Source organism: Lelliottia amnigena (assembly GCF_019047465.1).
GTDB classification, from domain to species: domain Bacteria; phylum Pseudomonadota; class Gammaproteobacteria; order Enterobacterales; family Enterobacteriaceae; genus Enterobacter; species Enterobacter amnigenus.
The window spans coordinates 1,847,741-1,869,554 of record NZ_CP077236.1 but is presented as its reverse complement, the minus strand read 5'-3'; the positions used below and the strand labels follow the sequence as shown (position 1 = coordinate 1,869,554).

The window sequence follows — 21,814 nt, the reverse complement described above, 5'->3', positions numbered from 1 at the left end:
CACGTTTCAGTACGTTGCTCGCTCATTCCAGGAGTCACTATAGATGACATTGCCGTCGCAATGCTTCCAGGTGATTTTCTCGTAGCGTATTAGAACCGTTTCAAGGTGTGTTCCGGTGTTTGCGTCGGGATACAGGTCTGGTGTGATTGAGGTTATTTTCACATTCTCCAGGAGGATATTAAAATATTCCTGTTCTAAACCCGCCTCATTAATCTGATACATCTTAATGGTGGCTGACTGGAGCGTTCTTCCCGTACTCAGCGCCCGAAATAAAATCGGGGTTACACGATCAAATTCCTTCTGAAACATGACGGGCATGTGTATGCGCGTGCCCGTCAATTTCCCGGTATTCCCGTCTACCGGGATGTTTACATTATGAGTGAACGATTTGAGTTCAATTGCGCCTTCACGCCCTGACACAAGGCAAGGACCAATCATGGGAGAACCATTTTCATCATTTAGAAATAAATAAGCCGGATTTGACATAAAAACTCCTTTTTATAAAATTCAATCGTATTTATCAAAGCGGCCGAAAATTATCGGATGGACAATAATAAATACCACGATAGCAATGAACGTTAGTAACACCCAGTGGTCAGGCAACAACCACAGGAACAAAGAGGCGCATGCAAAAATATAAACGGGGAATAAAATATCCGTAAATAGAATTGATAGCAGACTCTTAAACATGCTACTTGTCCTTTAAGTCGTCATAAATCGCATCGAAATCCCTGTAGAATCCCATTTGCACCTTCTTAATGAGTTCAGACAGGAATGGCTCAAAAAAGTAGTAAAGCATCTCCAGTTGTGCGGCATAGAGGGTGGCGTAATATTTTGGGTCCAACGTTTTCAAGCGACGGGCAGCAAGAGCACACTTCTGGTCCGTGCCAATCAGTTGAAGCGCCATGACAACGTTAGGTACGCGGCGTGCAAGCCGCTCGACGACAATTTCTGAGAGCAGACCAGATTCGGAAAGATATATTGCCAGCCCCCATGCTATCGCTAAACGCGCTGCCTTGCTTGTCGGTATGTTTTTAACAAGCCCGGTTAATTTTGTATCCGTCTTGCGAACGCGATTTTGTTCATTTCCATTTTCAGAGTCCGTTATAATACCTTCAAAATAAAGATAGAGCATGTGTGCTATTACATCGCGATAACGGTAAACAGACACAATTGAGAGGTACATCCTCTTTTCTTCTGAAAGAAGCTCATCACATACATCGTGATTGCTGGGGATTAAGCATGATGAGTACCAGCTTACACGTTCCATTCCTGAGTAAATATCAGAGCCGATCCCCTTTAATGCTTTCCATGTCCCTGTAATGCCTTGCTGTCCATAAATAGCCAACTGCCTGTCACTCTGGAACTTCATCTTTAAATAATCAGATGCTTGCATAATGTATCCATACAGTATTTTCGGCCCTAGAAATATACAATGAAAATCTCTGGAATTCAAACCAGTGAAATTATTTAAACTAAACATTCACGTAAATAATAAGTTGGCTAGCTTTTATTTATTACTATTATAGGCGGAACAATTTAATTACTTGAGGGCTATTAGTCGTTATATGAGTTTATAAATTTAGTGGTGTTATCTTACAAAATGAGCCTAATACCTCTCCTTTAAATAGAGTTGCTTAAGCGATCCTAACTAGTCCACAGCGAAGCCAAATAGCAGAACCCTCGCTAATCCAGCAGTTTTTATGGATAGAACAGAAAACAAAAAACCCCGCCGGAGCGAGGTTTTTTCAGGGTTATGCGGTTGGTTTCCGCAGAACACACTGTGTTACGTCAACGCACAAAGTATACGCGATCGGCGACGAACGCGCAATTTCAGGCACGGATTTTGACGTAATGGAGTATGGATCGCCCGTTGAATTTTGTCCACAAATACCTGTTCATGCATACAGTATTTATCTATACTGATGTTGTTCGCAGTGCGTAAGGGGGCCGCAAGCAGTACACCGGCGCAACGAAGTCCTGGCTGAAACGGGTGGTGCCGTCAGTGCCTTAACCCCTGAAGTGAGCACACTGTGTTACGTCAATAAAGGTGCTGGCAACAGGCGGCGGAGAGGTACGTCAGCACCGTGCTCCTTTTGACTAAAAGGAGACGCGTATGGGCGCCGTGGATATGGTGATACTTATCCTCAGACTCATTGTTGCGGTACTGCAACTGCTTGATGCCGTCCTGAAATACCTGCGGTAGTTCAGGTTCAAGTCGCACCTGAGAGGGGCGGGCAACCGCCCCTCTTTAATCACGAGGGAATGCTATGTCGCGTTTGTTAATTGAGCCTATTACCCCTGATGAACCGGGCTATATAGCCCTAAAAGCGGAAAGCCTCGCGCTAAATTTCACTATGCTGCACAGGCTCGAAGAGAACTGGCAGCGCGGCGAAAACCGCTTTAACGCGCCGGGTGAAAAGCTGCTGGGTGCATTTCTGAACGGGAAGCTGGTCGGCGTGTGCGGAATCAACCGCGATCCCTTTAGCCAGCAGCCTCGGGCCGGGCGCATCCGCCATCTTTACATCAGCGAAAAGTGCCGTGGCCTGGGGATCGGCAAACAGCTGCTTGCGGTGGTGATGGCCGATGCCAGCATCTGGTTTGATTTCCTCAATACTCATGCACCAAAGGCCGCGTACGGATTTTACCATCGTGCTGGGTTTAGCCTGGTCGCCGATGAGCCGCGCATCACACACCGCCTTTTTTGCGCGGTATAACGCCCCCCGTTTACCCTGACCTGCTGGCAACATAAGTTGCCGAGCATTGTTTATAAATCCTGCCTTATCCCGCTCAATCATTCACCTTTGTAATGATTAATTCGTCACGCCGCTGTGGTAGATTCCACGCGCAATTACGGCAAACCGTAGTCACTTATTCTTCATTTATCTCTTTTGGCGAACGTATTTAGCGACATGAAAAAACAACGGAACGTTAATTTACTGTTGATGCTGGTGTTACTGGTGGCCGTCGGTCAGATGGCGCAAACCATTTATATTCCGGCCATTGCCGACATGGCAAAGGATCTCAGCGTGCGCGAAGGCGCAGTCCAAAGCGTAATGGCCGCCTATCTGCTGACCTATGGCGTATCGCAACTCTTCTACGGGCCGCTGTCCGACCGCGTCGGGCGTCGTCCGGTGATCCTGGTTGGGATGTCGATTTTCATGCTGGCCACGGCGATCGCCATGACGACGCACAGCCTGACCCTTCTGATTGCCGCCAGCGCGCTGCAAGGCATGGGAACCGGCGTGGGCGGCGTGATGGCCAGAACGCTGCCGCGCGATATGTATCAAGGCACGCAGCTGCGCCACGCGAATAGCCTGCTGAACATGGGTATTCTGGTCAGCCCGTTGCTGGCTCCGCTGGTTGGCGGCGTGCTGGACAGCATCTGGTCATGGCGCGCCTGTTACGCTTTCCTGCTGGTGCTGTGCATCATCGTTACGTTCAGCATGGCGCGCTGGATGCCCGAAACGCGTCCAGTTGGCGCACCGCGCACAAAACTTATCGCCAACTATAAAACGCTTTTTGGCAATGGGGCGTTCAGCTGTTATCTGCTGATGCTGATTGGTGGCCTGGCAGGCATTGCGGTGTTCGAGGCGTGCTCCGGCGTGCTGCTGGGCGCGGGTTTGGGGCTGAGCAGCATGGTGGTGAGTATTCTGTTTATCCTGCCGATTCCGGCGGCATTTTTTGGCGCATGGTTCGCCGGTCGCCCGAATAAGCGCTTTTCGACGCTGATGTGGCAATCGGTAATCAGCTGCTTGCTGGCTGGCGTGATGATGTGGATCCCCGGTTTGCTTGGGGTGATGACGGTCTGGACGCTGCTGATCCCCGCCGCGCTGTTCTTCTTTGGTGCAGGTATGCTGTTTCCGCTGGCCACCAGCGGCGCGATGGAGCCGTTTCCGTTCCTCGCCGGCACCGCGGGCGCGCTGGTGGGCGGTTTGCAAAATATCGGTTCCGGCGCGCTGGCCTGGCTTTCAGCGATGATGCCACAGACCGGTCAGGCTAGCCTTGGCCTGCTGATGACGCTGATGGGGCTGCTGATTTTGCTTTGCTGGCTACCGCTGGCGTCGCGTGAACCGCATCACGAGCAGATGGTTTAACCGCATGATGGCCCGGCGTCTCGTCGGGCTTTTCGCAAACCGGTGTCATCATCACCTGCAATAACGGTTCTGGTGCCGACCGCCACGCCCCCTCTTCCCCGTCATAAAACTGAAAATCCGCGTTAATTGCATAGGGGATTTTGGCCTGTTGTAGCTCGCAAGCCATAAAGCTGGCGAAGGCCATCTGCTCCACCGACGGCGTCAGGCGGCTGGATTCACCCACGCCCCAACCGCCCACCCAACTGACGTGTCCGGTTTTTTGCTGCCAGCGCAGCGCCACGTTTATCCGGCTACGAATAGCCGATTTTTCTGCCGCCGTGCCCGACGTCCACGGGTATTTGCCACTATTTTTGAGCGGTCCCCACGGGAAAATATGCCATTCAGCCAGCACATAGTTTTGGCTGTGCGCGGGGAGTTTCAGGCTGGAGAGATCTTCCGGTGCCGCGCGTAAGCGCGGAGCGACAAAAATCATTCTTTGCGCATCGATGCCGTGAATAGTTTTGATCGTTTTGTCGTAGACGCGATTCAGGGACGCCAGATTGTGATTCAGCTTATCCGCGGGCTCATAAATCAGGTCGAATCCCAGCAACGGCGAGCTTTTTTCGAAGTAGTGCGCCACGGCAATCCACCAGTTCACCACCTCTTTTTCGTTTTCCACTTTCGGGTCGTTTTTATATTCATCAGCCTGATAGGCGATAATCGGAATGACGCCGTATTGATCGCAGGCCTCCACCAGTTTGCGAAGATGGATCAGACGCGCTTCCGTGGGTTCGCCCGCCACGCGAATACGTACGTGGGTAAACCCTTTCGCGCGAAAATCGCGGACCACCAGCGGATCAAACTCACGGATACCGCGCTCGGTGCGTGCCCAGTCTACGTCGATACCCACGCCGAGTGCTTGCGCATAGCGCGCAGCCGTCAGCGGGGGATCGGCAGCAAAACAGAAGCCTGCAGAGAAAATGAGCGCAGCAGCAATCAACGGTTTTAACACGGTTAACCTTGCGTAAAATCGAAAGCAATACTCTGTATTTAGCACGCTTTTTCGTCAATGGTGTAGAGTCAACGCGAACTTATTCTGAGAAAAATGATGAATACAACTGCAATCCGCTCACTCATCGCCCAGTTTCCTTTGGTCGCAGATCTTATCGCCCTGAAAGAGACGACCTGGTTTAATCCGCACACCACCACGCTTGCCGAGGGTTTGCCGCATGTCGGCCTCACCCAGGCGGATGTTGACGATGCCCATGCGCGCCTGGCGCGTTTTGCACCGTATCTGGCAAGCGCATTTCCAGAAACGGCTGAGAAAAACGGCATTATCGAATCCGACGTGGTCGCTATCCCTTCCATGCATCAGCATCTGGAAAAGAGATCGGGTGAAAAAATCCCTGGCACACTGCTGCTGAAAAAGGACAGTCACCTGCCCATTTCTGGCTCCATCAAAGCCCGTGGCGGGATTTACGAAGTGCTGACGCATGCCGAAAAGCTGGCGCTGGAAGCCGGACTGCTATCGTTAACGGACGATTACCGCATTTTACTGGAACCCCGCTTTACGGATTTTTTCAGTAACTACAGCATCGCCGTGGGCTCCACCGGCAATCTGGGCATGTCGATCGGGATAATGAGCGCGCGTATCGGCTTCAAGGTCACGGTGCATATGTCCGCCGACGCCCGCGAATGGAAAAAGGCGAAACTGCGTAGCCATGGCGTAGACGTGGTTGAATACGCACAGGATTACGGTGTCGCCGTCGAGCAGGGACGCAAAGCCGCCGAAAGCGATCCAAACTGTTTCTTTATCGATGACGAAAACTCACGCACGCTGTTTTTAGGCTATGCGGCGGCCGGCGAGCGTCTGAAAGCGCAATTCGCAGCGCAGGGGCGGGTCGTGGATGCGGAACATCCGCTGTTTGTCTATCTGCCGTGCGGGGTCGGCGGCGGTCCCGGCGGCGTCGCGTTCGGGCTGAAGCTGGCGTTTGGGGATAACGTTCACTGTTTCTTTGCCGAGCCGACGCATTCGCCGTGCATGCTGTTAGGCGTCTACACCGGACTGCATGACCAGATAGCGGTGCAGGATCTGGGCATTGATAACGTGACGGCGGCGGACGGGCTGGCCGTGGGGCGCGCATCCGGGTTTGTGGGCCGTGCGATGGAGCGCCTGCTGGACGGATTCTACACTCTCTCCGATCAAAGTATGTACGACATGCTGGGCTGGCTGGCGCAGGAAGAAGGCATCCAGCTTGAGCCGTCTGCGCTGGCGGGCATGGCCGGGCCAATTCGCGTTTCAGCGAGCAAAAAATACGTGCTGGATAAGGCAACGCACCTGGTCTGGGCCACCGGTGGCGGTATGGTTCCGCAGGATGAGATGGCGAAATATCTGGCGAAGGGAAGGTGATTTTTCTGCGGCTGGCGCGTTCATTTCATGCAGAACGTCAGCCGCAGCGGTTTAGCGCCTGTTATTTACGATCTTAAAAACAGAAAAATTTGCTGTAGGTGCGTCACCGCAAACAGTAATGCGAGGGAGAGCACCGCGAGCGCAATCAGGAATTTGTCACGCACGGCTTTCGGCTGCACGAAATCAGCGTGAGTCACGTCCATCACATTGCGATTGCGCGTGTAGCGCCACAAAATAATCCCGACCAAGGCCAGTACCATAATCGATATCCAGAATGGCAGTCCCGTACGATGCCAGTTGTGCTTAATCGCCAGCGCGATCAGCGCGCCGTAACCCAGCATCGTGCGCAGCCAGGCGAGCGAGGTGCGCTCCGGTTGCAGGCCGGGATCGGCCTCGCGCCGCGCTTTGCGGCTATCCACCATAAAACACCAGCACCATTACCACGGCAGCCACCGACAGCAACATCACGCTGATGATGAACAGCCCGCGCGTATAGGGCAGATCCTGCTTGAGGCGCATCGCTTTTTCATTGCGCAGCCAGCGCAAGTAGCCGTAGATCGCCAGGATACCCGCAAACAGGCAGAGCAGTAACGCCAGCACTTCGCGAATCAGCGGCGTGGCGAAGTCCGGGGCAAGCTGGTCCAGCCCAACGCCTGCCGCCAGAAAGCCCAGCGCAGTGCGGATCCACGCCAAAAATGTACGTTCGTTTGCCAGCGAAAAGCGATAATCGGGCGCTTCGCCGAAGCGGGAAATTCTCATGAAAACTCCTTGTCGTGCCGCATGCTGGCCTCAGCATAGCGTAAATCGACACGGACAAGGAGACCGGCATCAGGACGATGCCGGTGGTCAGGATTAATGCAGTTCTGGCCAGTAATCTTTATTAGCGTCGATCAGGTCATCAAGAATGGCTTTCGCCACAGAAGCGCTCGGCACAGTTTTCGACAGCGTAATCGCCTGCCACAGTTTGGTGTAGGAGCGCTGTTCCCAGGCATCAACCACCAGTTTTTCGACGGCCACCTGCTGGCCCATCAGCCCTTTCTGGAAGTGCGGAATATCACCCACGGTTAACGGTTCCGGGCCATTTTTGCCTACCAGGCACGGAATTTCGACCATCGCGTCCGCATCAAAGTTATGGATAGCGCCGTTGTTTGGCACAATCAACAGCATGCGTTCTTGTGTGTTGAAGGCGATAGCGGTCGCCAGATCGACGATGTACGACGCATGTTCGTCGATTTCCAGCTCACCGGCGGAGGATTTCCCGGCTTCGATAATCGCCCGACACGAGCTAAATACGTGCTTCTCACGGTGATCCATCACTTCATTCGCCCGGGTGCGTTCTGGATTGGAGTGTGCCACCACGTAGTCCGGGAAAAGGTAATATTTGAGATAAGTGTTTGGCATCGTGTCCGGGTCCAGCGCCTGAACGTCTTTCGCCTTGGCAAAGGTATCGTTCCAGCTCGCTTCGGTATGCACATCGTCAGACGGCGGCACATAGCCATGTTTCGCGACATATTCACGCAATTTCGGCATCAGATCGTTACCGTTTAAATCTTCAATCGACGTCCACCAGCCAAAGTGATTAAGACCGTAGTAACGCACACGCATCTCTTTGCGATCCTTCAGGCCGACAATCTGCGCCATGCGCCCTTCAATGCCGATCGGCATATCACAGATGTTGAGGATTTTGGCGTTCGGGCGCAGCCGACGGGTCGCTTCCGCCACAATCGCCGCTGGGTTGGAGTAGTTCAGCATCCACGCGTTCGGCGAGTATTGCTCCATATAATCCACCAGTTCAAGGACGCCACCAATAGAGCGCATACCGTAGGAGATCCCGCCAGGACCGCAGGTTTCCTGACCCAGCACGCCGTGACGCAGCGGGATTTTTTCGTCTTTTTCACGCATCGGATATTTGCCGACGCGAATATGCGCCATCACAAAATCAACGTCGGTAAACGCCGCTTTCGGGTCGGTGGTGTAACTAAAATCGACCTCGGGTGCCTGTTCCTGAAGAATAATTTTGCACGCCTCGGCGATGGTTTCCTGACGTGCGCCGTCGTTGTCATAGAATTTCAGCGCGCGGAGCGGAAAGCGATCGCGGTTTGCCAACAGCATCAGAACGATACCCGGTGTAAACGTGCTGCCGCCGCCTGCGATAACAACTGAGAATTTTTTCATGATACAGCCTCTGTCATGGTGGATGATTCAAGGGGAGAAGGCGTTTTCATCAGCGATTCAAGCTGATCGCGCACCTGCGGGACGTGCAGGCCGACAATCACCTGAATGCCGTTGCCGCGACGCACCACGCCGTGGGCGCCAAGGGATTTGAAGACGTCGTCACTTTGTGTGTTTGCCATATCGACCAGCGTGATACGCAGCCGGGTGGCGCAGTTATTGATGCTTTCGATGTTGCCCGCCCCGCCCAGCGCCTGCAGATAACCCACTGCCTGGCCTGAGGAGGTATTCGCCGCCACGGTGGTTTGCCCACGCGCAGCCTTATAGTCGGCCTTACTGTAGAGTTTGATTTCACTCTCTTCGCGGCCCGGCGTTTTGAAGTTGAAGCGTTCGATCAGCGTTTTAAAGACCATGAAGTAGAGCGCGGTGAAGCACAGGCCGATGCCTATCTGGGTGAACATCATTGAGGCATGGTTGTGGAACATCGGGATCCAGTTTTGCGGCAGGAACTGGTCAAGCAGCCCGCCGCCCATGTTGCCCACTACGCCGAACATGTACATCACCATCGCCATGGTGGCAGCCAGCACGGCGTGAACGGCAAACAGCAGCGGCGATATAAACAGGAAGGTGAATTCAAGCGGTTCGGTAATGCCTACCAGCACCGCGGTGAGCGTCGCGGGGATCAGCAGCCCGGCAACCTTGACGCGGTTTTCCTTTGCTGCGGTGTACCACAGCGCCAGCGCAATCCCGACAGAGCCAAACACTTTCGAATTACCGTGCAAGGCAAAGCCGCCTTCCGGGAACAGGGTTTTCAGCGGTTCGGTGCTCTGGCTAAATTCCTGTAAGTGCTGCGCCCAGTACACCTGAATGCCGCCCTCTACCGCTGCCGGACCGAAAATAAACGGACCATAGATAAAGTGATGCAGGCCGGTTGGGATCAGAATGCGTTCCAGGAAGGTATAAACCCACACACCGAGTGCCCCGGCGGAGCGTAAAAAGACCTGAAGGGATTCAATGCCCATCTGAACTTTCGGCCAGCCGAGCAGCGTGAGCCACGCACATGGAATCATCACAAAGAACGCGATAATCACCACAAACGAGGTGCCCTGGAATATGCCGAGAAAGACGGGAAGCTGTTTATCGAAATAGCGGTTGTGAATTGCCGTCACTAGACCGGAAATAATAATCGCACCAATAATGCTGGTATCGAGGGTTTTGATACCGGCGATCATCGCCAGCCCGCTGCCGGCTGTGGGCTCGGCCATAAAGTTCACACCAAAGAAGTGACCCCAGGTCATTCCCATCGCGTTAATAAAGTAGTTCCAGGTCAGGAAGCTAATCAGCACGGCCAGACAGGCGCGGCCCTGAGCCTGTCTCGCCAAACCAATCGGTAAGCCAACGGCGAAAATAAGCGGCATATTACGAAATACCGCCCAGCCGCCCTCTTCAATAATATGAATAATCTGTGCAAATAAATTATCGGGAGCGGTTAAGGCCTCGCCCACAAAAAGCGGATTGCTAAGCATGATGGCAATACCGACCACAATGCCTGCGAAGGGAAATAACAGCACCGGGGTAAACATGGCGCCGCCAAAACGTTGTATTTGACTGAGCATCTTTAAATCCTCATTTCACAACCTGTAGGAGTAGAGGCCTTTATGGTTTTTTGCTGGCCTGAAATCAGAATAAGAATTTGCTCAGTCGTTAACATCGCGCGCCGCTGCGATTCGTGATCGTATTCATGGTTTTATTTTGCCCAGTGAGGTCTACTTTTTACTTAAAATCTGGACATGTTTGAGCGGAATGACCGGATAAATACGGACAGAGAGGTCTACAGGTGATCTACAAATCTATTGCTGATCGGTTACGTTTGCGGCTGAATTCATCCGACTACAATATCGGTAGCCCTTTACCCGGTGAGAAAACGCTGGCGATCGAGTTTGGCGTCGCCCGTATGACCGTCCGTAAAGCCATCGATCTACTGGTGAGCTGGGGCCTGGTGGTGCGTCGTCACGGCAGCGGCACCTTTGTGGCGAGAAAAGACGTCCATCATGAAACCACCAACCTGACGGGGTTAGTGGAGGTGCTACGCCAGCAGGGAAAAGAGGTGCAGAGTAAGGTGTTGCAGTTTGAAGTGATGCCCGCGCCGCCTGCCATTGCCAGCCAGTTGCGCATTCAGATTGATGAGCGGATCTATTTTTCGCGGCGGGTGCGTTACGTCGAAGGGAAACCACTGATGCTGGAAGACAGCTTTATGCCAGTAAAACTGTTCCGCCATCTTTCCCTGGCGCATCTTGAAGGGTCGAAGTTTGATTATATTGAGAAAGAGTGCGGGATAACGATCAGCGGCAACATTGAGAGTCTGACGCCGGTTTTAGCGGATAAGCAGCTTGCCAACTATTTGAACTTACCTGAGCATACGCCGCTGCTGCGGATAACGTCTCTTTCCTACAGCGACAGCGGCGAGTTCCTTAACTATTCCGTGATGTTCCGTAATACCAGCGATTACCAGGTGGACTACCACCTGCGGCGCATCCATCCGGACGCGCTATTAGCCCATCCCCCAGAACAGCACAGCCAGTAGCTGTGGGGTGATGATGCGCATGAACATCACCAGCGGATAAACCGTGGCATAGGACAGCGCCGCCGCGCCGCTGGTAGCGTGGAGATTATTGGCAAAGGCCAGCGCAGGCGGATCGGTCATTGAACCCGCCAGCATGCCGCACAGCGTCAGGTAATTCATGTTGGTGAAAATTCGCGCCAGAATCCCGACCGTCAGCAGTGGGACGGCGGTGATGAAAAAGCCGTAACCAATCCAGCTGACGCCCTCTCCGTGGGTCAGCGTATCAATAAAATCCCCCCCCGATTTGAGCCCGACAACGGAAAGAAACAGCACGATCCCCAGTTCGCGTAACGCCAGGTTAGCGCTTGGCGGCATAAACCAGTACAGCTTACCAATGCAGCCGATACGTCCAAGGATCAGCGCCATGATCAACGGCCCACCCGCCAGACCGAGCTTCAGCGCCACCGGAAAACCCGGCACATACAGCGGAATAGACCCGAGCAACACGCCAAGACCAATGCCGATAAACACCGGCAGCATCTGTACCTGCTGCAATTTTTGCTGGGCGTTGCCCACCATATCGGCCACGGCGTCGATAGAGGACGGACGCCCCACCAGATTGAGGATATCGCCAAACTGCAGACTGGCATCCGGGCTGGCGACCAGCTCCACGCCCGCGCGATTAAGACGGGAGATCACCACGTCGTAACGCTCTTTTACCTGCAGATCGCGGATTTTCTTGCCCAACACCTGTTCATTAGTGACCACCACACGCTCCACGCGCATATCGGTTCCGCGTGTGGAAAGAGAGGTCTCAACCTCCTGGCCGATCACCAGCTGCGCGCTGTGTAAATCACCCGGCTGCCCGACGAGATGCAGTAAATCGCCGATTTGAATGATGGTCCCAGGTGACGGCACCATCAGCATATCGCCACGTTTGAGGCGTGAGCAGATGATACTGATGCTGTTCAGAATCGGTACATCCTGAATCGCCATATTACTGAGGTTGGGATTTTCGACGCGGATATTGATGGTTTTGATCAGCGCGTGGCCGTTAGTCATCGCGGATTCGTGCTTTTTAGCTTCGTCGTCAACGTTGATCCGAAACAGAACGCGCACCAGCCACATGGTCAGCAGAATCCCGCAGATCCCGAACGGATAAGCCATCGCATAGCTCATCCCCATCTGGTCTACGACGCCAGGCGCGATGCCCAGATCGCGCAATATTTGCTGTCCTGCGCCGAGGGCGGGCGTGTTGGTGACCGCACCGGAGAAAATCCCCAGAACCACCGGAAGCGGTATTTCGAAGAGTTTGTGCAGAATGGCGGTCACTACGCCGCCCATCACCACAATCCCGAGCGCAAAAAGGTTGAGCCGTAAGCCGGAGACGCGCAGAGAGGCGAAAAAGCCCGGGCCCACCTGAATGCCGATGGTGTACACAAAGAGGATCAGGCCAAACTCCTGGATGAAATGCAGCATCTCAGCGCTGAGCGTGATGCCCAGTTGCTCGGCGAAATGGCCAACGAAAATCCCACCGAATAGCACCCCGCCAATGCCAAGCCCAACACCACGAATTTTGATATTGCCAATCCACAGCCCAACCACCGCCACCAGGGCCAGCACGCTAACCGTTAATGCGATATCACTCATGATCGATTCCCTGAGCATAACCTGAGTTATTTTAAGGATTCTCTCAGAGCGCAAAGGCGTTGTATGGGCGATGGCGCACAAAAAAGCCCTGCCGAGGCAGGGCTTTATCTTTTCACCCTCTCCCTGTGGGAGAGGGTCGGGGTGAGGGCATCAACCCGCAGAGGATTAGCTGTTCAGTGCCGGACGCTCGCTGATGGCGATACGCTGCGGAGCCAACGCTTCGGGCACGTTACGGGTCAAATCGATATGTAACAGCCCGTTGGTAAATGTCGCACCGGTAACTTCCATATGGTCAGCCAGCGTGAAGCTCAGGCTGAACGGCTGAATAACCAGCCCCTGATGCAGCCATTTGGTTTCGGTTTCCGGTTTTTCAGGCGTCCCTTTCACGGTTAAACGTGTGCCTTCGAGCTGGATATCCAGATCGTCCTGACGGAACCCGGCCAGCGCCAACGTGATGCGATAGTGGTTGTCATCGCTTTTTTCGATGTTGTACGGCGGAAAAGCCTGATGTTCAGCGGTGCTTTGCAGGGCGTTAGCCAGTTTGTCAAAACCAATCCACTGACGCAGAAGTGGGGATAAATCATGATTACGCATACTATTTTCTCCTTCTGAGAAGCGAGTTCAGCACATTTTTTGTGCGCAGTTGTACCTGCAAATCCCTGTGGATTCGCATTTGCTCCCTTACGGCAAGCAATTCTGGATGGGCCGCCAGCGCGACCCGCTTAATTAGTTAATCTCGATACGGCGCGGTTTTTTCTCTTCCGGAATCACACGTTCCAGATCGACAAACAGCAGACCGTTGACCAGGTTTGCGCCTTTGACATGAATGTTTTCGGCGAGCTGGAATTTGCGCTCAAAGTTGCGCTCAGCGATGCCCTGGTAAAGATAGGTACGCTCTTTTTGCTCGGCCGTATGCGCGCCTTTCACCACCAGCAGGTTGTCCTGCGCGGTGATCTCCAGTTCGCTTTCTGCAAACCCGGCGACGGCAATGGCGATGCGGTAGTGGTTTTCGTCCACCAGCTCAACGTTGTAAGGAGGGTAGCCGTTACTCTGGCTTTGATTATTTTCTAAGTGGTTGAACAGACGGTCAAAACCAATAGCAGAACGGTAAAGCGGAGATAAATCGAAATTACGCATAAGTCAAAGCTCCTGAAATCAGCAAGTCATGTTTGCCTTCCACTATGGACAGGCCACTGAGCCACCGAACACCCCGCAGGCGTGTTCGTTCTCGGGCTACACACATAAAATGGGTCCGCTTCCGTTCTTTTCAATACTCATCTTGTAAGATTTTTTTGCACTTTGCTGGCACTCGCATAGACTTGGGGCTACAGCACAAAGGGGTAAATTGCGATGGCTGCCACAGAGCAGTGCTTTACACCTATTCATTTCGCACATGGCTCGTTATAAATTGATATTGCTATTCTATCGGGCCATTAACGTTGATTAACTGATGATGAAAAATGTTCTGATAAAGCTGACGGCGTGCAGCGTGCTGGTTTTACTTTGCGGGTGTTCGAGCGTGATGTCTCACACTGGCGGTAAAGAAGGAACATATCCTGGCACGCGCGCCAGCGCTGAGATGATTTCGGATGACGAGACAAACTGGGGCACCAAATCCCTGGCGATCCTGGATCTGCCTTTTACAGCGGTAATGGATACGTTATTAGTCCCATGGGACCTGTTCCGCACCGACAGCTCCGTGCGCTCACGGGTCGAAAAAAGCGAGAAACAGAATCTGGCGACCAATGCTGTTATCCCGCCTGCTGCAATGCCTGCCCCGTAATTACTTTCCGGTTTCCGTTACCCAAAGTTGACGGAAACCGGCAGTCTCTTCCATCCACGCAATAAACTGTCCATCCGGCGAAAAGACGATGGCGTCACCTGACGGTGGATTACCGTGATCGGATGTCAAAAAGGTCACTTTCCCGGTGTGTGAATCCGCAAGCGCAATGCGATTTTCCAGCACAAACCCCAGCGCGTCGCCCGACGGATGCCAGTTAAACGCCGACTGAATGTCGCTGGCGTGATGCGTCAGTTGGCGCGGTTCTCCGCCTTCTGGTGCGATCAGCCATAGTTGCACCACACCGAACTCATCACGCATCAGGAACGCAATTTCTGTGGCCTGCGGATGAGTACGCACCCAGTGACGCGGGATATTGACCAGACCGGGAAAACGATTTTGATGGGTAAAGGTTAAACGCCGTTGCACCACGCCGGCAGGCGGTGCGGGCATCTTCTCAGCCGTTCCTTCCAGCGGCTCACGGCCTGCGCGTTTCCAGCCCTGCTCGTCTTTTGGCAGATCGACAATAAACAGTTCTGGCACTTTTTCGCCGCTTTTACTCAGCGTATCGCCGATAAACGCCACACGATCGTTACCCACCCACCCCTCTTCATAAGCGCGGTTGATCTCATCGCTGTCTGGCACTGGCGTTGGCGTCGTGCGGCTCACCAGCACGCTCCAGAATGCGCCTGCATATTCTCGCGGATGATTGCCGCACGGCGTTACCGGGCCAAAGGGTGCGGCCACGCCCACGTTGCGTAAATCGAGTTTTGCATCGCGCTCGTGCAGCACATGGTCGTTGTAGGTAAAACTAACAAACTGGCCGTTGGGACTAAATACATGGACATGGCTGCCGCCGCGCAGCGCACCGGGCGTGTAGGGCGCGGTGATGTCCATTGCGTCGAGATTTTCTACCTGCGCGTTTTGCACCGTCACACCCTGGCGATGATGAAAATCGTACTGCCAGCTCGCATCCGGATTTTCCGGGCCGTGGATAAATACGTATTTGTCATCGGTCGGATGAACGGTCACCACGCCAACGTGCGCGCCATGGCCGGAACGATAAATCACCTCGCACTCACCTGTTTCGACATTCACACGTTCAATGGTTTCGCCGGTAAACGACGCGCCGGACGGACGCACGTCAAACACCAGCCAGTGGCTGTCGGCAGTCCAGGTATTGATATTGGTGAGTTGATGATGGCGGGGAGCGAACGTGATTTGTTTCATAGGGATACCCTGATGCGCGGTTATCGCATCAGGGTAAAGCATCGCAAAGCTTTAGCCTACACGTTTCACATCGCCAACCAGCAGGATGTAAGAGAGTGCGCCAATCAGCGCCACGGCAGCGATATACACCAGCGCCGGGCCAAAGCCGTAATCCTGCGCCAGATAGCCTACCACCAGCGGAACCGTGATCCCGCCGAGGCCGCCGACGAAGTTAAACACGCCGCCCGTCAGGCCGATCAGACGCATCGGCGCAAGCGATGAAACCAGCGACCAGGTGATCGACGCAAAGCCGTTACCGAAGAACGCAATCGCCATCAGGGTCATAATCCACACCGGATCGTTGGTGTAGTTTGCGCCCATAATGCAGGTCGAAATCAGCAGGCCGCAGATAATGGGCGTTTTACGCGCCACACCCAGCGAATACCCTTTTTTCACCAGCTTATCGGCCAGCCAGCCCGAAAGCAGCACGCCGAAGAACGCCGCCAGGAACGGTACGGTGGTCATGAATCCGGCTTTCAGCGCGGTAATGCCTTTTTCCTGCGTCAGATAGTTCGGGAACCAGGTCAGGAAGAACCACAGCGTTGACGTGACCGCAAACTGCCCGATGTAGACCCCCACCAGCTTGCGGTTGAAGACCAGTTTCCAGTCCGCTTTGGTCATCGGCTGGCGCGATTCTTTTTTGACGGGCGCGTCGCCATCGATCAGACCGCCACCGTCACGAATGTACTCCAGCTCGGCTTTGGTGATGCTTTTGGTCAGGCGCGGCGGCTGATAAACCTTAATCCAGATAAACGACCAGATAATGCCGATACCGCCGGTGACAATAAACACCCAATGCCAGCTCAGCAGTTCCTGAATCCAGATCAGCAGCGGCGTCAGGAAGGCCAGGCCGACAAATTGCCCCGAGGTGTAAAAGCCCACGGCAGAAGCGCGTTCGTGCTCCGGGAACCAGCTGGTGACCATCCGGTTATTGGTCGGGAACGCCGGTGCTTCAAAAATGCCGGTGATGGCACGCAGGCCAATCAGCGACATTAAACCGGTCGCAAAACCCTGGAAGAGCGTCGCCACTGACCAGCCAAATATCGCGATAAAATAGGTCAATCGTGAACCCACGCGGTCAAGGAACCAGCCGCCGGGAATTTGGCAGAGCGTATACAGCCAGGCAAACGCGGAAAAGACGTAGCCCATTTCCGATTTAGTGATGCCAAATTCTTCCTGAATATGGGCCGACGCAACGGCAAGGTTGGCGCGGTCGACGTAGCAAATCACCACGGTAATAAAGATCATAATCAGCGTCAGATAGCGGCGACGCCCTGGTTTTGCAGCAGTAACTGGAATATCCATCGTAATCTGTCTCCAGATTTTGGGCATAGCGAAGCCGCTCACCATGCCCTGTAGTTTCAGAGGGTGTAATTATTTTTTTATTTAAAAAAGTAGCCGGAATGCGCTAAATAATTCGTGCTGGGGGAAGGCGGCAAGCTTTTGCATCCCCGGGAGCATACAAAAAGTATGTGACCGGGGTAAGAAAGCGCAGCCAACGCATCACCAGCGCGAAATATGCCGCGCATTTACCATTCTGCGACCGATCCATCTTCATGCCGCCACAACGGATTACGCCAGTCCGGCGCATTTTTACTCAGCTCAATGACTTTGGCTTCATCGATTTCCACGCCCAGTCCTGGCTTCGTTAACGGTTTAAAGAAACCGCCTTCCATGTTGAAGTCTTCTTTGTTTTTCACAAAATCGAGCAGTTCCGCGCCCTTGTTATAGTGAATGCCCATGCTCTGTTCCTGGAACACTGCGTTGCGCGAAACGAAGTCCACGTGCAGACAGGCCGCCAGTGCGATCGGTCCCAGTGGGCAATGCGGCGCTAATGCCACGTCGTAGGCTTCCGCCATCCCGGCGATTTTGTAGCATTCGGTGATACCGCCTGCGTGTGACAGATCCGGCTGCAGAATCGCCAGGCCACCCGCTTCAAGCACGCGTTTGAATTCGAAGCGCGAGAACATACGTTCGCCCGCCGCAATCGGAATATGGGTTTGCGCCGCCAGTTTCGGATAGTACTCGGCCTGTTCCGCCAGCACGGGTTCTTCGATAAACAGCGGGCGATATTGCTCAAGTTCTTTGATCAGCACTTTCGCCATCGGGGCGCTGACGCGACCGTGGAAATCGAGACCAAATTCAATTTCATTGCCGAAAGCTTCGCGGATCTGCGCTACGGTATTCACCGCTTTGTCCACCGCGCGCGAGTTATCAATGATGCCCATCTCTTCGCAGCCGTTCAGCTTGAAGGTATCAAAGCCGATGTTGCGCAGAGTTTTAATCCCGTCGATCACTTCCGCCGGACGATCACCGCCGACCCAGCTGTAGGCTTTTATTTTGTCGCGAACCAAACCGCCCATCAGCTGCCATACCGGCGCGTTCAGCACTTTGCCTTTGATGTCCCACAGCGCCTGATCGATACCCGCGATAGCGCTCATCAGAATCGGGCCGCCGCGGTAAAAACCTGCGCGGTACATGACTTGCCACAGGTCGTTGATGCGCGCCGGGTCCTGACCAATTAAATATTCTTTTAGCTCATGTACCGCCGCTTCGACGGTACGTGCGCGGCCTTCGATGACCGGCTCGCCCCAGCCAACGACGCCTTCGTCAGTTTCGATTTTCAAAAACATCCAGCGCGGGGGTAAACGGTACGTGGTGATGTTGGTTATTTTCATTTCACTGCCTCTCGATACGCCTTAACAAATGCGGCTGCCTGCTCTGCGGTACGTTCCACGGACTGTCCTGCGCGATACAAATCGCTGCCCAGGCCTGCGCCCACACAACCGGCTTTCAACCATTGCGCCAGGTTTTCTGGCGTCACGCCGCCTACAGCGAAGACCGGAACATCCGCCGGAAGCACGGCTTTCAACGCTTTGATGTAGTCCGGGCCGAAGGCCGACGACGGGAAAATTTTCAGCGCCTGCGAGCCCGCATCCAGCGCGGTAAACGCCTCTGTCGCCGTGGCGCATCCTGGGCAGACGGTCATGCCGTAACTGACTGCGCGGCGAATCACCTCTGGATTGATGTTCGGCGTGACGATGAGCTTGCAGCCCATTTTCGCGAGCTGGTCCACCTGTTCAGGTTTCAGAACCGTACCGGCTCCAATCAGCGCTTTATGACCGTACGCATCAACGACCACAGGAATGCTTTTCTCCCATTGCGGCGAGTTCAGCGGGATTTCGACCGCGTCAAATCCGGCGTCAATAACGGCGCCAACGTGCGCCAGCGCGTCGTCCGGCGTGATGCCGCGCAAAATCGCGATAAGAGGAAGATTAGTTTGCCACTGCATGAGCGATGCTCCTTATGCCTGCCTGAAATGCCGTATCGCCTGCCACGGTTGCAACATTGCGTCCAATGGCGCTGAACGCCTGCTGGTAACGCGACGTTAACGATGAACCGGCGACGATCGTGATGGCCTGCTCGTGGGCGATGAAATCGCGCATGCTGGCGACTTCAGCGCCAATCAGCAGGCCGGACAGAAATTCGCTGACCTCTTCACGCGGGAGATTTCCCAGCACGTGTGACGCGCGAACTTCAAAAAGTTGTGGCAGAACGGCAGGCGAGGCGAGACCCCGCTCAAGCCCGGCAGTGAAGGCGGCGGGCGCGTTTTTTTGCTCCGGTAAACCCGCGCCAACCAGCGAATGACGCAGCAGCAAATGGTGCAGTTCACCGGTCATCACGGTACGAAAATCGTGGATTTTCTCGCCATCCGCCAGCACCCATTTACAGTGGGTACCGGGCATCACGTACACAGAAGAAGGAGAAAGTGAGCGCGCGCCGAGCAGCTGCGTTTCTTCGCCGCGCATCACGTTATGGTTATCGTCGCGAGACACGCATAAGCCTGGGATGATCCAGATTTTGTCGCCAACGGACGTTAACTGCTCACCAATGGCAGAGAAATAGGCAGGAACGGGCAAATACGGGGCAATTTTCCAGCCGACGTTGCTGCCTACCATTCCAGCCATCACTACCGGTGTGGTGCTATCGCGCCAGCCCGCTGTCACCTCTGCTAACACCGCCTCGGGGGATTTACCGTTCAGGCGCGTCACGCCTGCTTCGGATTGCCTGCTTTCCAGGCATCTGTCGTCCTGATAAAGCCAGGCGCGCAGATTGGTCGATCCCCAGTCAATAGCGATGTAGCGAGATGTCATGTGATTTCCTTTAGCCTTCGTGTTGAGCTGGCGATCATGGTGAGCGCCGCCTGCTCTGCCGCATCGCTGTCCTGATGCCGTATCGCATCGAACAACGCTTTATGTTCCTGGAGCGTCTTCGGCATGTTGGCCTCATCGCCCATCCAGGTCCGTTCAAATACTGCGCGCTGTAGCGAGCTGATCGCGACGCTAAGCTGCTGCAGAACCGGGTTGTGAACTGACTGCAACACCGCCTCGTGGTAGCGGATATCCGCTTCGTTAAAGGCATCCCGATCCTGATTGTTAGCAATCATGTCGTTAAGCGCCGACTCAATTTGCGCCAGATCGCCCGAGGTCGCGCGTTCCGCCGCCCAGCGTGCGATGGCCGGTTCCACCAGGTTTCGCACCTCGCTCATCGCGCCAATCAGACGCGGGTCGTAGTCGTTTTCCAGTACCCACTGCAGGACATCGGTGTCGAGGTAATTCCACTGGTTACGCGGGGCAACAAACGCGCCACGGTAACGTTTCATTTCGATCAGCCGCTTCGCCATCAGCGAACGAAACACTTCGCGGATGATATTGCGCGAAGTTTCAAACTCTTCGCAGAGCTCCGCTTCTGCGGGTAGCGGCGAGCCGGGTACGTATTTGCCGCTCACAATCTGGTTGCCCAGCGTGATAACGATGCGGTCGGTTTTATTCAGCGTCATGGAGAGTCCTTGTGCTCTATGTGTCCATCACTACTTTACCGCGACCGCTGATTTTCGCCTCACTTTTGCAGTACAAACGTGAGGTCGTTCGTCATTGCTGTGTTGGTAATGTAGTACAACATGAATTAGTTGTACTACAATCCAGATCACAAAAAGAACAATTCATTAATATGAAGGCAAAAAAAAGCCCCGGTCTATAACCGAGGCTGATGAGTTGAGTCAGGCTTAATTCAGGACAAATTTCTCGATAGCGTAGGCAACGCCGTCTTCCAGGTTGGATTTGGTCACGAAATTGGCGACATCTTTCACCGACGGGATCGCGTTTTCCATCGCTACGCCCATCCCTGCGTATTCGATCATTGCGATGTCGTTTTCCTGATCGCCAAGGGTCATGATCTCTTCCGGTTTGATGCCCAGCGCGTCGGCCAGCGATTTTACGCCCGTGCCCTTATTGACGCGTTTATCGAGGATTTCGAGGAAGTACGGCGCACTTTTCAGCACGGTATATTTCTCTTTTACCTCCGCCGGAATGCGGGCAATCGCCTGATCCAGAATCGCGGGCTCGTCAATCATCATGACTTTCAGGAATTGCGTGCTCGGATCCATTTTCTCGGCTTCGCAGAACACCAGCGGAATGGTGGCGACAAAGGATTCATGGACGGTGTAGTAGCTGATATCGCGGTTAGCGGTGTAGAGCGTATTGCGATCGAGCGCGTGGAAATGGGAACCGACTTCGCGTGACAGTTTTTCGAGGTACAGGTAATCGTCATAGCTCAATGCCGTTTGCGCCACGGTGCTGCCGTCAGCGGCTTTCTGTACCAGCGCGCCGTTATAGGTGATGCAGTAATCACCGGGCTCATTCATGTGCAGCTCTGTCAGATAGCTGTGAACGCCGGCATAGGGACGCCCCGTGGTCAGCACCACATTCACGCCTTTTGCGCGCGCGGCGGCAATCGCCTTTTTAACAGCAGGAGAAATAGTGTGGTCTGGCAGCAGCAATGTGCCGTCCATGTCGATTGCAATGAGTTTAATGGCCATGAGATCCCCGATTTAA

23 protein-coding genes and 1 other annotated feature are annotated in these 21,814 nt (G+C 54.1%); of the genes, 6 read left to right on the top strand and 17 right to left on the bottom strand.

Annotated elements, in window-relative coordinates; all coding sequences use genetic code 11:
* Positions 1 to 6: 6 nt before the first annotated feature.
* Both I6L74_RS08735 and I6L74_RS08730 read right to left on the bottom strand, forming a co-directional pair.
* On the bottom strand, positions 7 to 486 hold the full coding sequence (locus tag I6L74_RS08735; protein ID WP_059180640.1) for an Hcp family type VI secretion system effector: 480 nt from the start codon (positions 484 to 486) through the stop codon (positions 7 to 9).
* A gap of 205 nt (positions 487 to 691) precedes the next feature.
* The gene (locus tag I6L74_RS08730) at positions 692 to 1,396 is read right to left on the bottom strand and encodes a hypothetical protein (protein ID WP_059180642.1); all 705 of its coding nucleotides are present in this window, start codon (positions 1,394 to 1,396) and stop codon (positions 692 to 694) included.
* A 720-nt stretch (positions 1,397 to 2,116) separates the two neighbouring features.
* Between I6L74_RS08730 and tisB the strand changes: the two genes are divergently transcribed.
* The 3 genes from tisB to emrD all read left to right on the top strand — a co-directional run bounded on the left by tisB (position 2,117) and on the right by emrD (position 4,097).
* A complete protein-coding gene (gene tisB, locus I6L74_RS08725; protein WP_059180643.1) occupies positions 2,117 to 2,206 on the top strand; it encodes a type I toxin-antitoxin system toxin TisB in 90 nt (29 codons plus the stop codon).
* Between the two features lie 64 nt (positions 2,207 to 2,270).
* A complete protein-coding gene (locus tag I6L74_RS08720; protein ID WP_059180644.1) occupies positions 2,271 to 2,717 on the top strand; it encodes a GNAT family N-acetyltransferase in 447 nt (148 codons plus the stop codon).
* Between the two features lie 195 nt (positions 2,718 to 2,912).
* Complete coding sequence (gene emrD, locus I6L74_RS08715) at positions 2,913 to 4,097, top strand: multidrug efflux MFS transporter EmrD (protein WP_059180645.1); 1,185 nt, start codon at positions 2,913 to 2,915, stop codon at positions 4,095 to 4,097.
* On the opposite strand, the gene I6L74_RS08710 is transcribed toward emrD, so the two are convergent.
* Entirely contained in the window at positions 4,000 to 5,088 is a 1,089-nt protein-coding gene (locus I6L74_RS08710; protein ID WP_059180646.1) for a cellulase family glycosylhydrolase, read from the bottom strand. The genes emrD and I6L74_RS08710 overlap by 98 nt on opposite strands.
* A 96-nt stretch (positions 5,089 to 5,184) precedes the next feature.
* Between I6L74_RS08710 and dsdA the strand changes: the two genes are divergently transcribed.
* Positions 5,185 to 6,486: a D-serine ammonia-lyase gene (gene dsdA, locus I6L74_RS08705; protein ID WP_059180647.1), complete on the top strand. Its 1,302-nt coding sequence runs from the start codon at positions 5,185 to 5,187 to the stop codon at positions 6,484 to 6,486.
* A 65-nt stretch (positions 6,487 to 6,551) separates the two neighbouring features.
* Here the strand turns inward: dsdA and I6L74_RS08700 are convergent, their stop codons facing one another.
* From I6L74_RS08700 to I6L74_RS08685, 4 genes are all read right to left on the bottom strand, one after another.
* Complete coding sequence (locus I6L74_RS08700) at positions 6,552 to 6,908, bottom strand: DUF202 domain-containing protein (protein WP_059180648.1); 357 nt, start codon at positions 6,906 to 6,908, stop codon at positions 6,552 to 6,554.
* Positions 6,898 to 7,245, bottom strand: coding sequence for a YidH family protein (locus tag I6L74_RS08695; protein WP_059180649.1), 348 nt, complete (start codon positions 7,243 to 7,245; stop codon positions 6,898 to 6,900). Before I6L74_RS08695 ends, I6L74_RS08700 begins: the two co-directional genes overlap by 11 nt.
* Before the next feature lie 93 nt (positions 7,246 to 7,338).
* Positions 7,339 to 8,661 (bottom strand): 6-phospho-alpha-glucosidase, encoded by a 1,323-nt coding sequence (locus I6L74_RS08690; protein ID WP_059180650.1) that lies wholly within the window; start codon positions 8,659 to 8,661, stop codon positions 7,339 to 7,341.
* Complete coding sequence (locus I6L74_RS08685; protein WP_059180651.1) at positions 8,658 to 10,274, bottom strand: alpha-glucoside-specific PTS transporter subunit IIBC; 1,617 nt, start codon at positions 10,272 to 10,274, stop codon at positions 8,658 to 8,660. Before I6L74_RS08685 ends, I6L74_RS08690 begins: the two co-directional genes overlap by 4 nt.
* Positions 10,275 to 10,495: 221 nt before the next feature.
* On the opposite strand from I6L74_RS08685, the gene I6L74_RS08680 reads away from it, so the two are divergent.
* A complete protein-coding gene (locus tag I6L74_RS08680) occupies positions 10,496 to 11,242 on the top strand; it encodes a GntR family transcriptional regulator (protein ID WP_059180652.1) in 747 nt (248 codons plus the stop codon).
* Here the strand turns inward: I6L74_RS08680 and I6L74_RS08675 are convergent.
* From I6L74_RS08675 to ibpA, 3 genes are all read right to left on the bottom strand, one after another.
* Complete coding sequence (locus I6L74_RS08675; RefSeq protein WP_059180653.1) at positions 11,210 to 12,871, bottom strand: putative transporter; 1,662 nt, start codon at positions 12,869 to 12,871, stop codon at positions 11,210 to 11,212. The two genes, I6L74_RS08680 and I6L74_RS08675, sit on opposite strands and share 33 nt — an antisense overlap.
* A gap of 165 nt (positions 12,872 to 13,036) precedes the next feature.
* Positions 13,037 to 13,465 (bottom strand): small heat shock chaperone IbpB, encoded by a 429-nt coding sequence (gene ibpB / locus I6L74_RS08670; RefSeq protein ID WP_059180654.1) that lies wholly within the window; start codon positions 13,463 to 13,465, stop codon positions 13,037 to 13,039.
* Between the two features lie 132 nt (positions 13,466 to 13,597).
* Positions 13,598 to 14,008 carry a small heat shock chaperone IbpA gene (gene ibpA, locus I6L74_RS08665; protein ID WP_059180655.1) on the bottom strand — a complete coding sequence of 137 codons (411 nt, stop codon included), beginning with the start codon at positions 14,006 to 14,008 and terminating at the stop codon, positions 13,598 to 13,600.
* Positions 14,002 to 14,074 (bottom strand) — a sequence feature (ROSE (Repression Of Heat Shock gene Expression) occurs in the 5'-region of heat shock genes and acts as an RNA thermometer to modulate expression.). Its footprint overlaps the gene before it by 7 nt.
* Positions 14,075 to 14,321: 247 nt before the next feature.
* Between ibpA and I6L74_RS08660 the strand changes: the two genes are divergently transcribed.
* Positions 14,322 to 14,654, top strand: coding sequence for a YceK/YidQ family lipoprotein (locus I6L74_RS08660; protein ID WP_059180656.1), 333 nt, complete (start codon positions 14,322 to 14,324; stop codon positions 14,652 to 14,654).
* Here the strand turns inward: I6L74_RS08660 and I6L74_RS08655 are convergent, their stop codons facing one another.
* The 7 genes from I6L74_RS08655 to yidA all read right to left on the bottom strand — a co-directional run bounded on the left by I6L74_RS08655 (position 14,655) and on the right by yidA (position 21,798).
* Positions 14,655 to 15,881: a YidR family protein gene (locus I6L74_RS08655; RefSeq protein WP_072241988.1), complete on the bottom strand. Its 1,227-nt coding sequence runs from the start codon at positions 15,879 to 15,881 to the stop codon at positions 14,655 to 14,657.
* Positions 15,882 to 15,932: 51 nt separating this feature from the next.
* The gene (locus I6L74_RS08650; RefSeq protein WP_082691955.1) at positions 15,933 to 17,270 is read right to left on the bottom strand and encodes an MFS transporter; all 1,338 of its coding nucleotides are present in this window, start codon (positions 17,268 to 17,270) and stop codon (positions 15,933 to 15,935) included.
* A gap of 179 nt (positions 17,271 to 17,449) precedes the next feature.
* The gene (gene dgoD / locus I6L74_RS08645; RefSeq protein WP_059180659.1) at positions 17,450 to 18,598 is read right to left on the bottom strand and encodes a galactonate dehydratase; all 1,149 of its coding nucleotides are present in this window, start codon (positions 18,596 to 18,598) and stop codon (positions 17,450 to 17,452) included.
* On the bottom strand, positions 18,595 to 19,212 hold the full coding sequence (locus I6L74_RS08640) for a 2-dehydro-3-deoxy-6-phosphogalactonate aldolase (RefSeq protein WP_059180660.1): 618 nt from the start codon (positions 19,210 to 19,212) through the stop codon (positions 18,595 to 18,597). Before I6L74_RS08640 ends, dgoD begins: the two co-directional genes overlap by 4 nt.
* On the bottom strand, positions 19,196 to 20,074 hold the full coding sequence (locus tag I6L74_RS08635; RefSeq protein ID WP_059180661.1) for a 2-dehydro-3-deoxygalactonokinase: 879 nt from the start codon (positions 20,072 to 20,074) through the stop codon (positions 19,196 to 19,198). Before I6L74_RS08635 ends, I6L74_RS08640 begins: the two co-directional genes overlap by 17 nt.
* Positions 20,071 to 20,760 (bottom strand): D-galactonate utilization transcriptional regulator DgoR, encoded by a 690-nt coding sequence (dgoR, locus tag I6L74_RS08630; RefSeq protein ID WP_011915274.1) that lies wholly within the window; start codon positions 20,758 to 20,760, stop codon positions 20,071 to 20,073. The genes I6L74_RS08635 and dgoR overlap by 4 nt, the downstream gene beginning before the upstream one ends.
* A gap of 225 nt (positions 20,761 to 20,985) precedes the next feature.
* Positions 20,986 to 21,798 carry a sugar-phosphatase gene (yidA, locus tag I6L74_RS08625; RefSeq protein WP_059180662.1) on the bottom strand — a complete coding sequence of 271 codons (813 nt, stop codon included), beginning with the start codon at positions 21,796 to 21,798 and terminating at the stop codon, positions 20,986 to 20,988.
* Positions 21,799 to 21,814: the final 16 nt, after the last annotated feature.

What these genes read in the sequence shown, in the direction of transcription:
- I6L74_RS08720 (WP_059180644.1), top strand. Translation starts at nt 2,271, where the DNA reads ATGTCGCGTTTGTTAATTGAGCCTATTACCCCTGATGAACCGGGCTAT.
- tisB (WP_059180643.1), top strand. Translation starts at nt 2,117, where the DNA reads ATGGGCGCCGTGGATATGGTGATACTTATCCTCAGACTCATTGTTGCG.
- I6L74_RS08660 (WP_059180656.1), top strand. Translation starts at nt 14,322, where the DNA reads ATGATGAAAAATGTTCTGATAAAGCTGACGGCGTGCAGCGTGCTGGTT.
- I6L74_RS08650 (WP_082691955.1), bottom strand. Translation starts at nt 17,270, where the DNA reads ATGGTGAGCGGCTTCGCTATGCCCAAAATCTGGAGACAGATTACGATG.
- I6L74_RS08695 (WP_059180649.1), bottom strand. Translation starts at nt 7,245, where the DNA reads ATGAGAATTTCCCGCTTCGGCGAAGCGCCCGATTATCGCTTTTCGCTG.
- dgoR (WP_011915274.1), bottom strand. Translation starts at nt 20,760, where the DNA reads ATGACGCTGAATAAAACCGACCGCATCGTTATCACGCTGGGCAACCAG.
- I6L74_RS08675 (WP_059180653.1), bottom strand. Translation starts at nt 12,871, where the DNA reads ATGAGTGATATCGCATTAACGGTTAGCGTGCTGGCCCTGGTGGCGGTG.
- dsdA (WP_059180647.1), top strand. Translation starts at nt 5,185, where the DNA reads ATGAATACAACTGCAATCCGCTCACTCATCGCCCAGTTTCCTTTGGTC.
- I6L74_RS08655 (WP_072241988.1), bottom strand. Translation starts at nt 15,881, where the DNA reads ATGAAACAAATCACGTTCGCTCCCCGCCATCATCAACTCACCAATATC.
- I6L74_RS08635 (WP_059180661.1), bottom strand. Translation starts at nt 20,074, where the DNA reads ATGACATCTCGCTACATCGCTATTGACTGGGGATCGACCAATCTGCGC.
- yidA (WP_059180662.1), bottom strand. Translation starts at nt 21,798, where the DNA reads ATGGCCATTAAACTCATTGCAATCGACATGGACGGCACATTGCTGCTG.
- I6L74_RS08640 (WP_059180660.1), bottom strand. Translation starts at nt 19,212, where the DNA reads ATGCAGTGGCAAACTAATCTTCCTCTTATCGCGATTTTGCGCGGCATC.
- emrD (WP_059180645.1), top strand. Translation starts at nt 2,913, where the DNA reads ATGAAAAAACAACGGAACGTTAATTTACTGTTGATGCTGGTGTTACTG.
- ibpA (WP_059180655.1), bottom strand. Translation starts at nt 14,008, where the DNA reads ATGCGTAATTTCGATTTATCTCCGCTTTACCGTTCTGCTATTGGTTTT.
- I6L74_RS08735 (WP_059180640.1), bottom strand. Translation starts at nt 486, where the DNA reads ATGTCAAATCCGGCTTATTTATTTCTAAATGATGAAAATGGTTCTCCC.
- ibpB (WP_059180654.1), bottom strand. Translation starts at nt 13,465, where the DNA reads ATGCGTAATCATGATTTATCCCCACTTCTGCGTCAGTGGATTGGTTTT.
- I6L74_RS08700 (WP_059180648.1), bottom strand. Translation starts at nt 6,908, where the DNA reads ATGGTGGATAGCCGCAAAGCGCGGCGCGAGGCCGATCCCGGCCTGCAA.
- I6L74_RS08730 (WP_059180642.1), bottom strand. Translation starts at nt 1,396, where the DNA reads ATGCAAGCATCTGATTATTTAAAGATGAAGTTCCAGAGTGACAGGCAG.
- I6L74_RS08690 (WP_059180650.1), bottom strand. Translation starts at nt 8,661, where the DNA reads ATGAAAAAATTCTCAGTTGTTATCGCAGGCGGCGGCAGCACGTTTACA.
- dgoD (WP_059180659.1), bottom strand. Translation starts at nt 18,598, where the DNA reads ATGAAAATAACCAACATCACCACGTACCGTTTACCCCCGCGCTGGATG.
- I6L74_RS08685 (WP_059180651.1), bottom strand. Translation starts at nt 10,274, where the DNA reads ATGCTCAGTCAAATACAACGTTTTGGCGGCGCCATGTTTACCCCGGTG.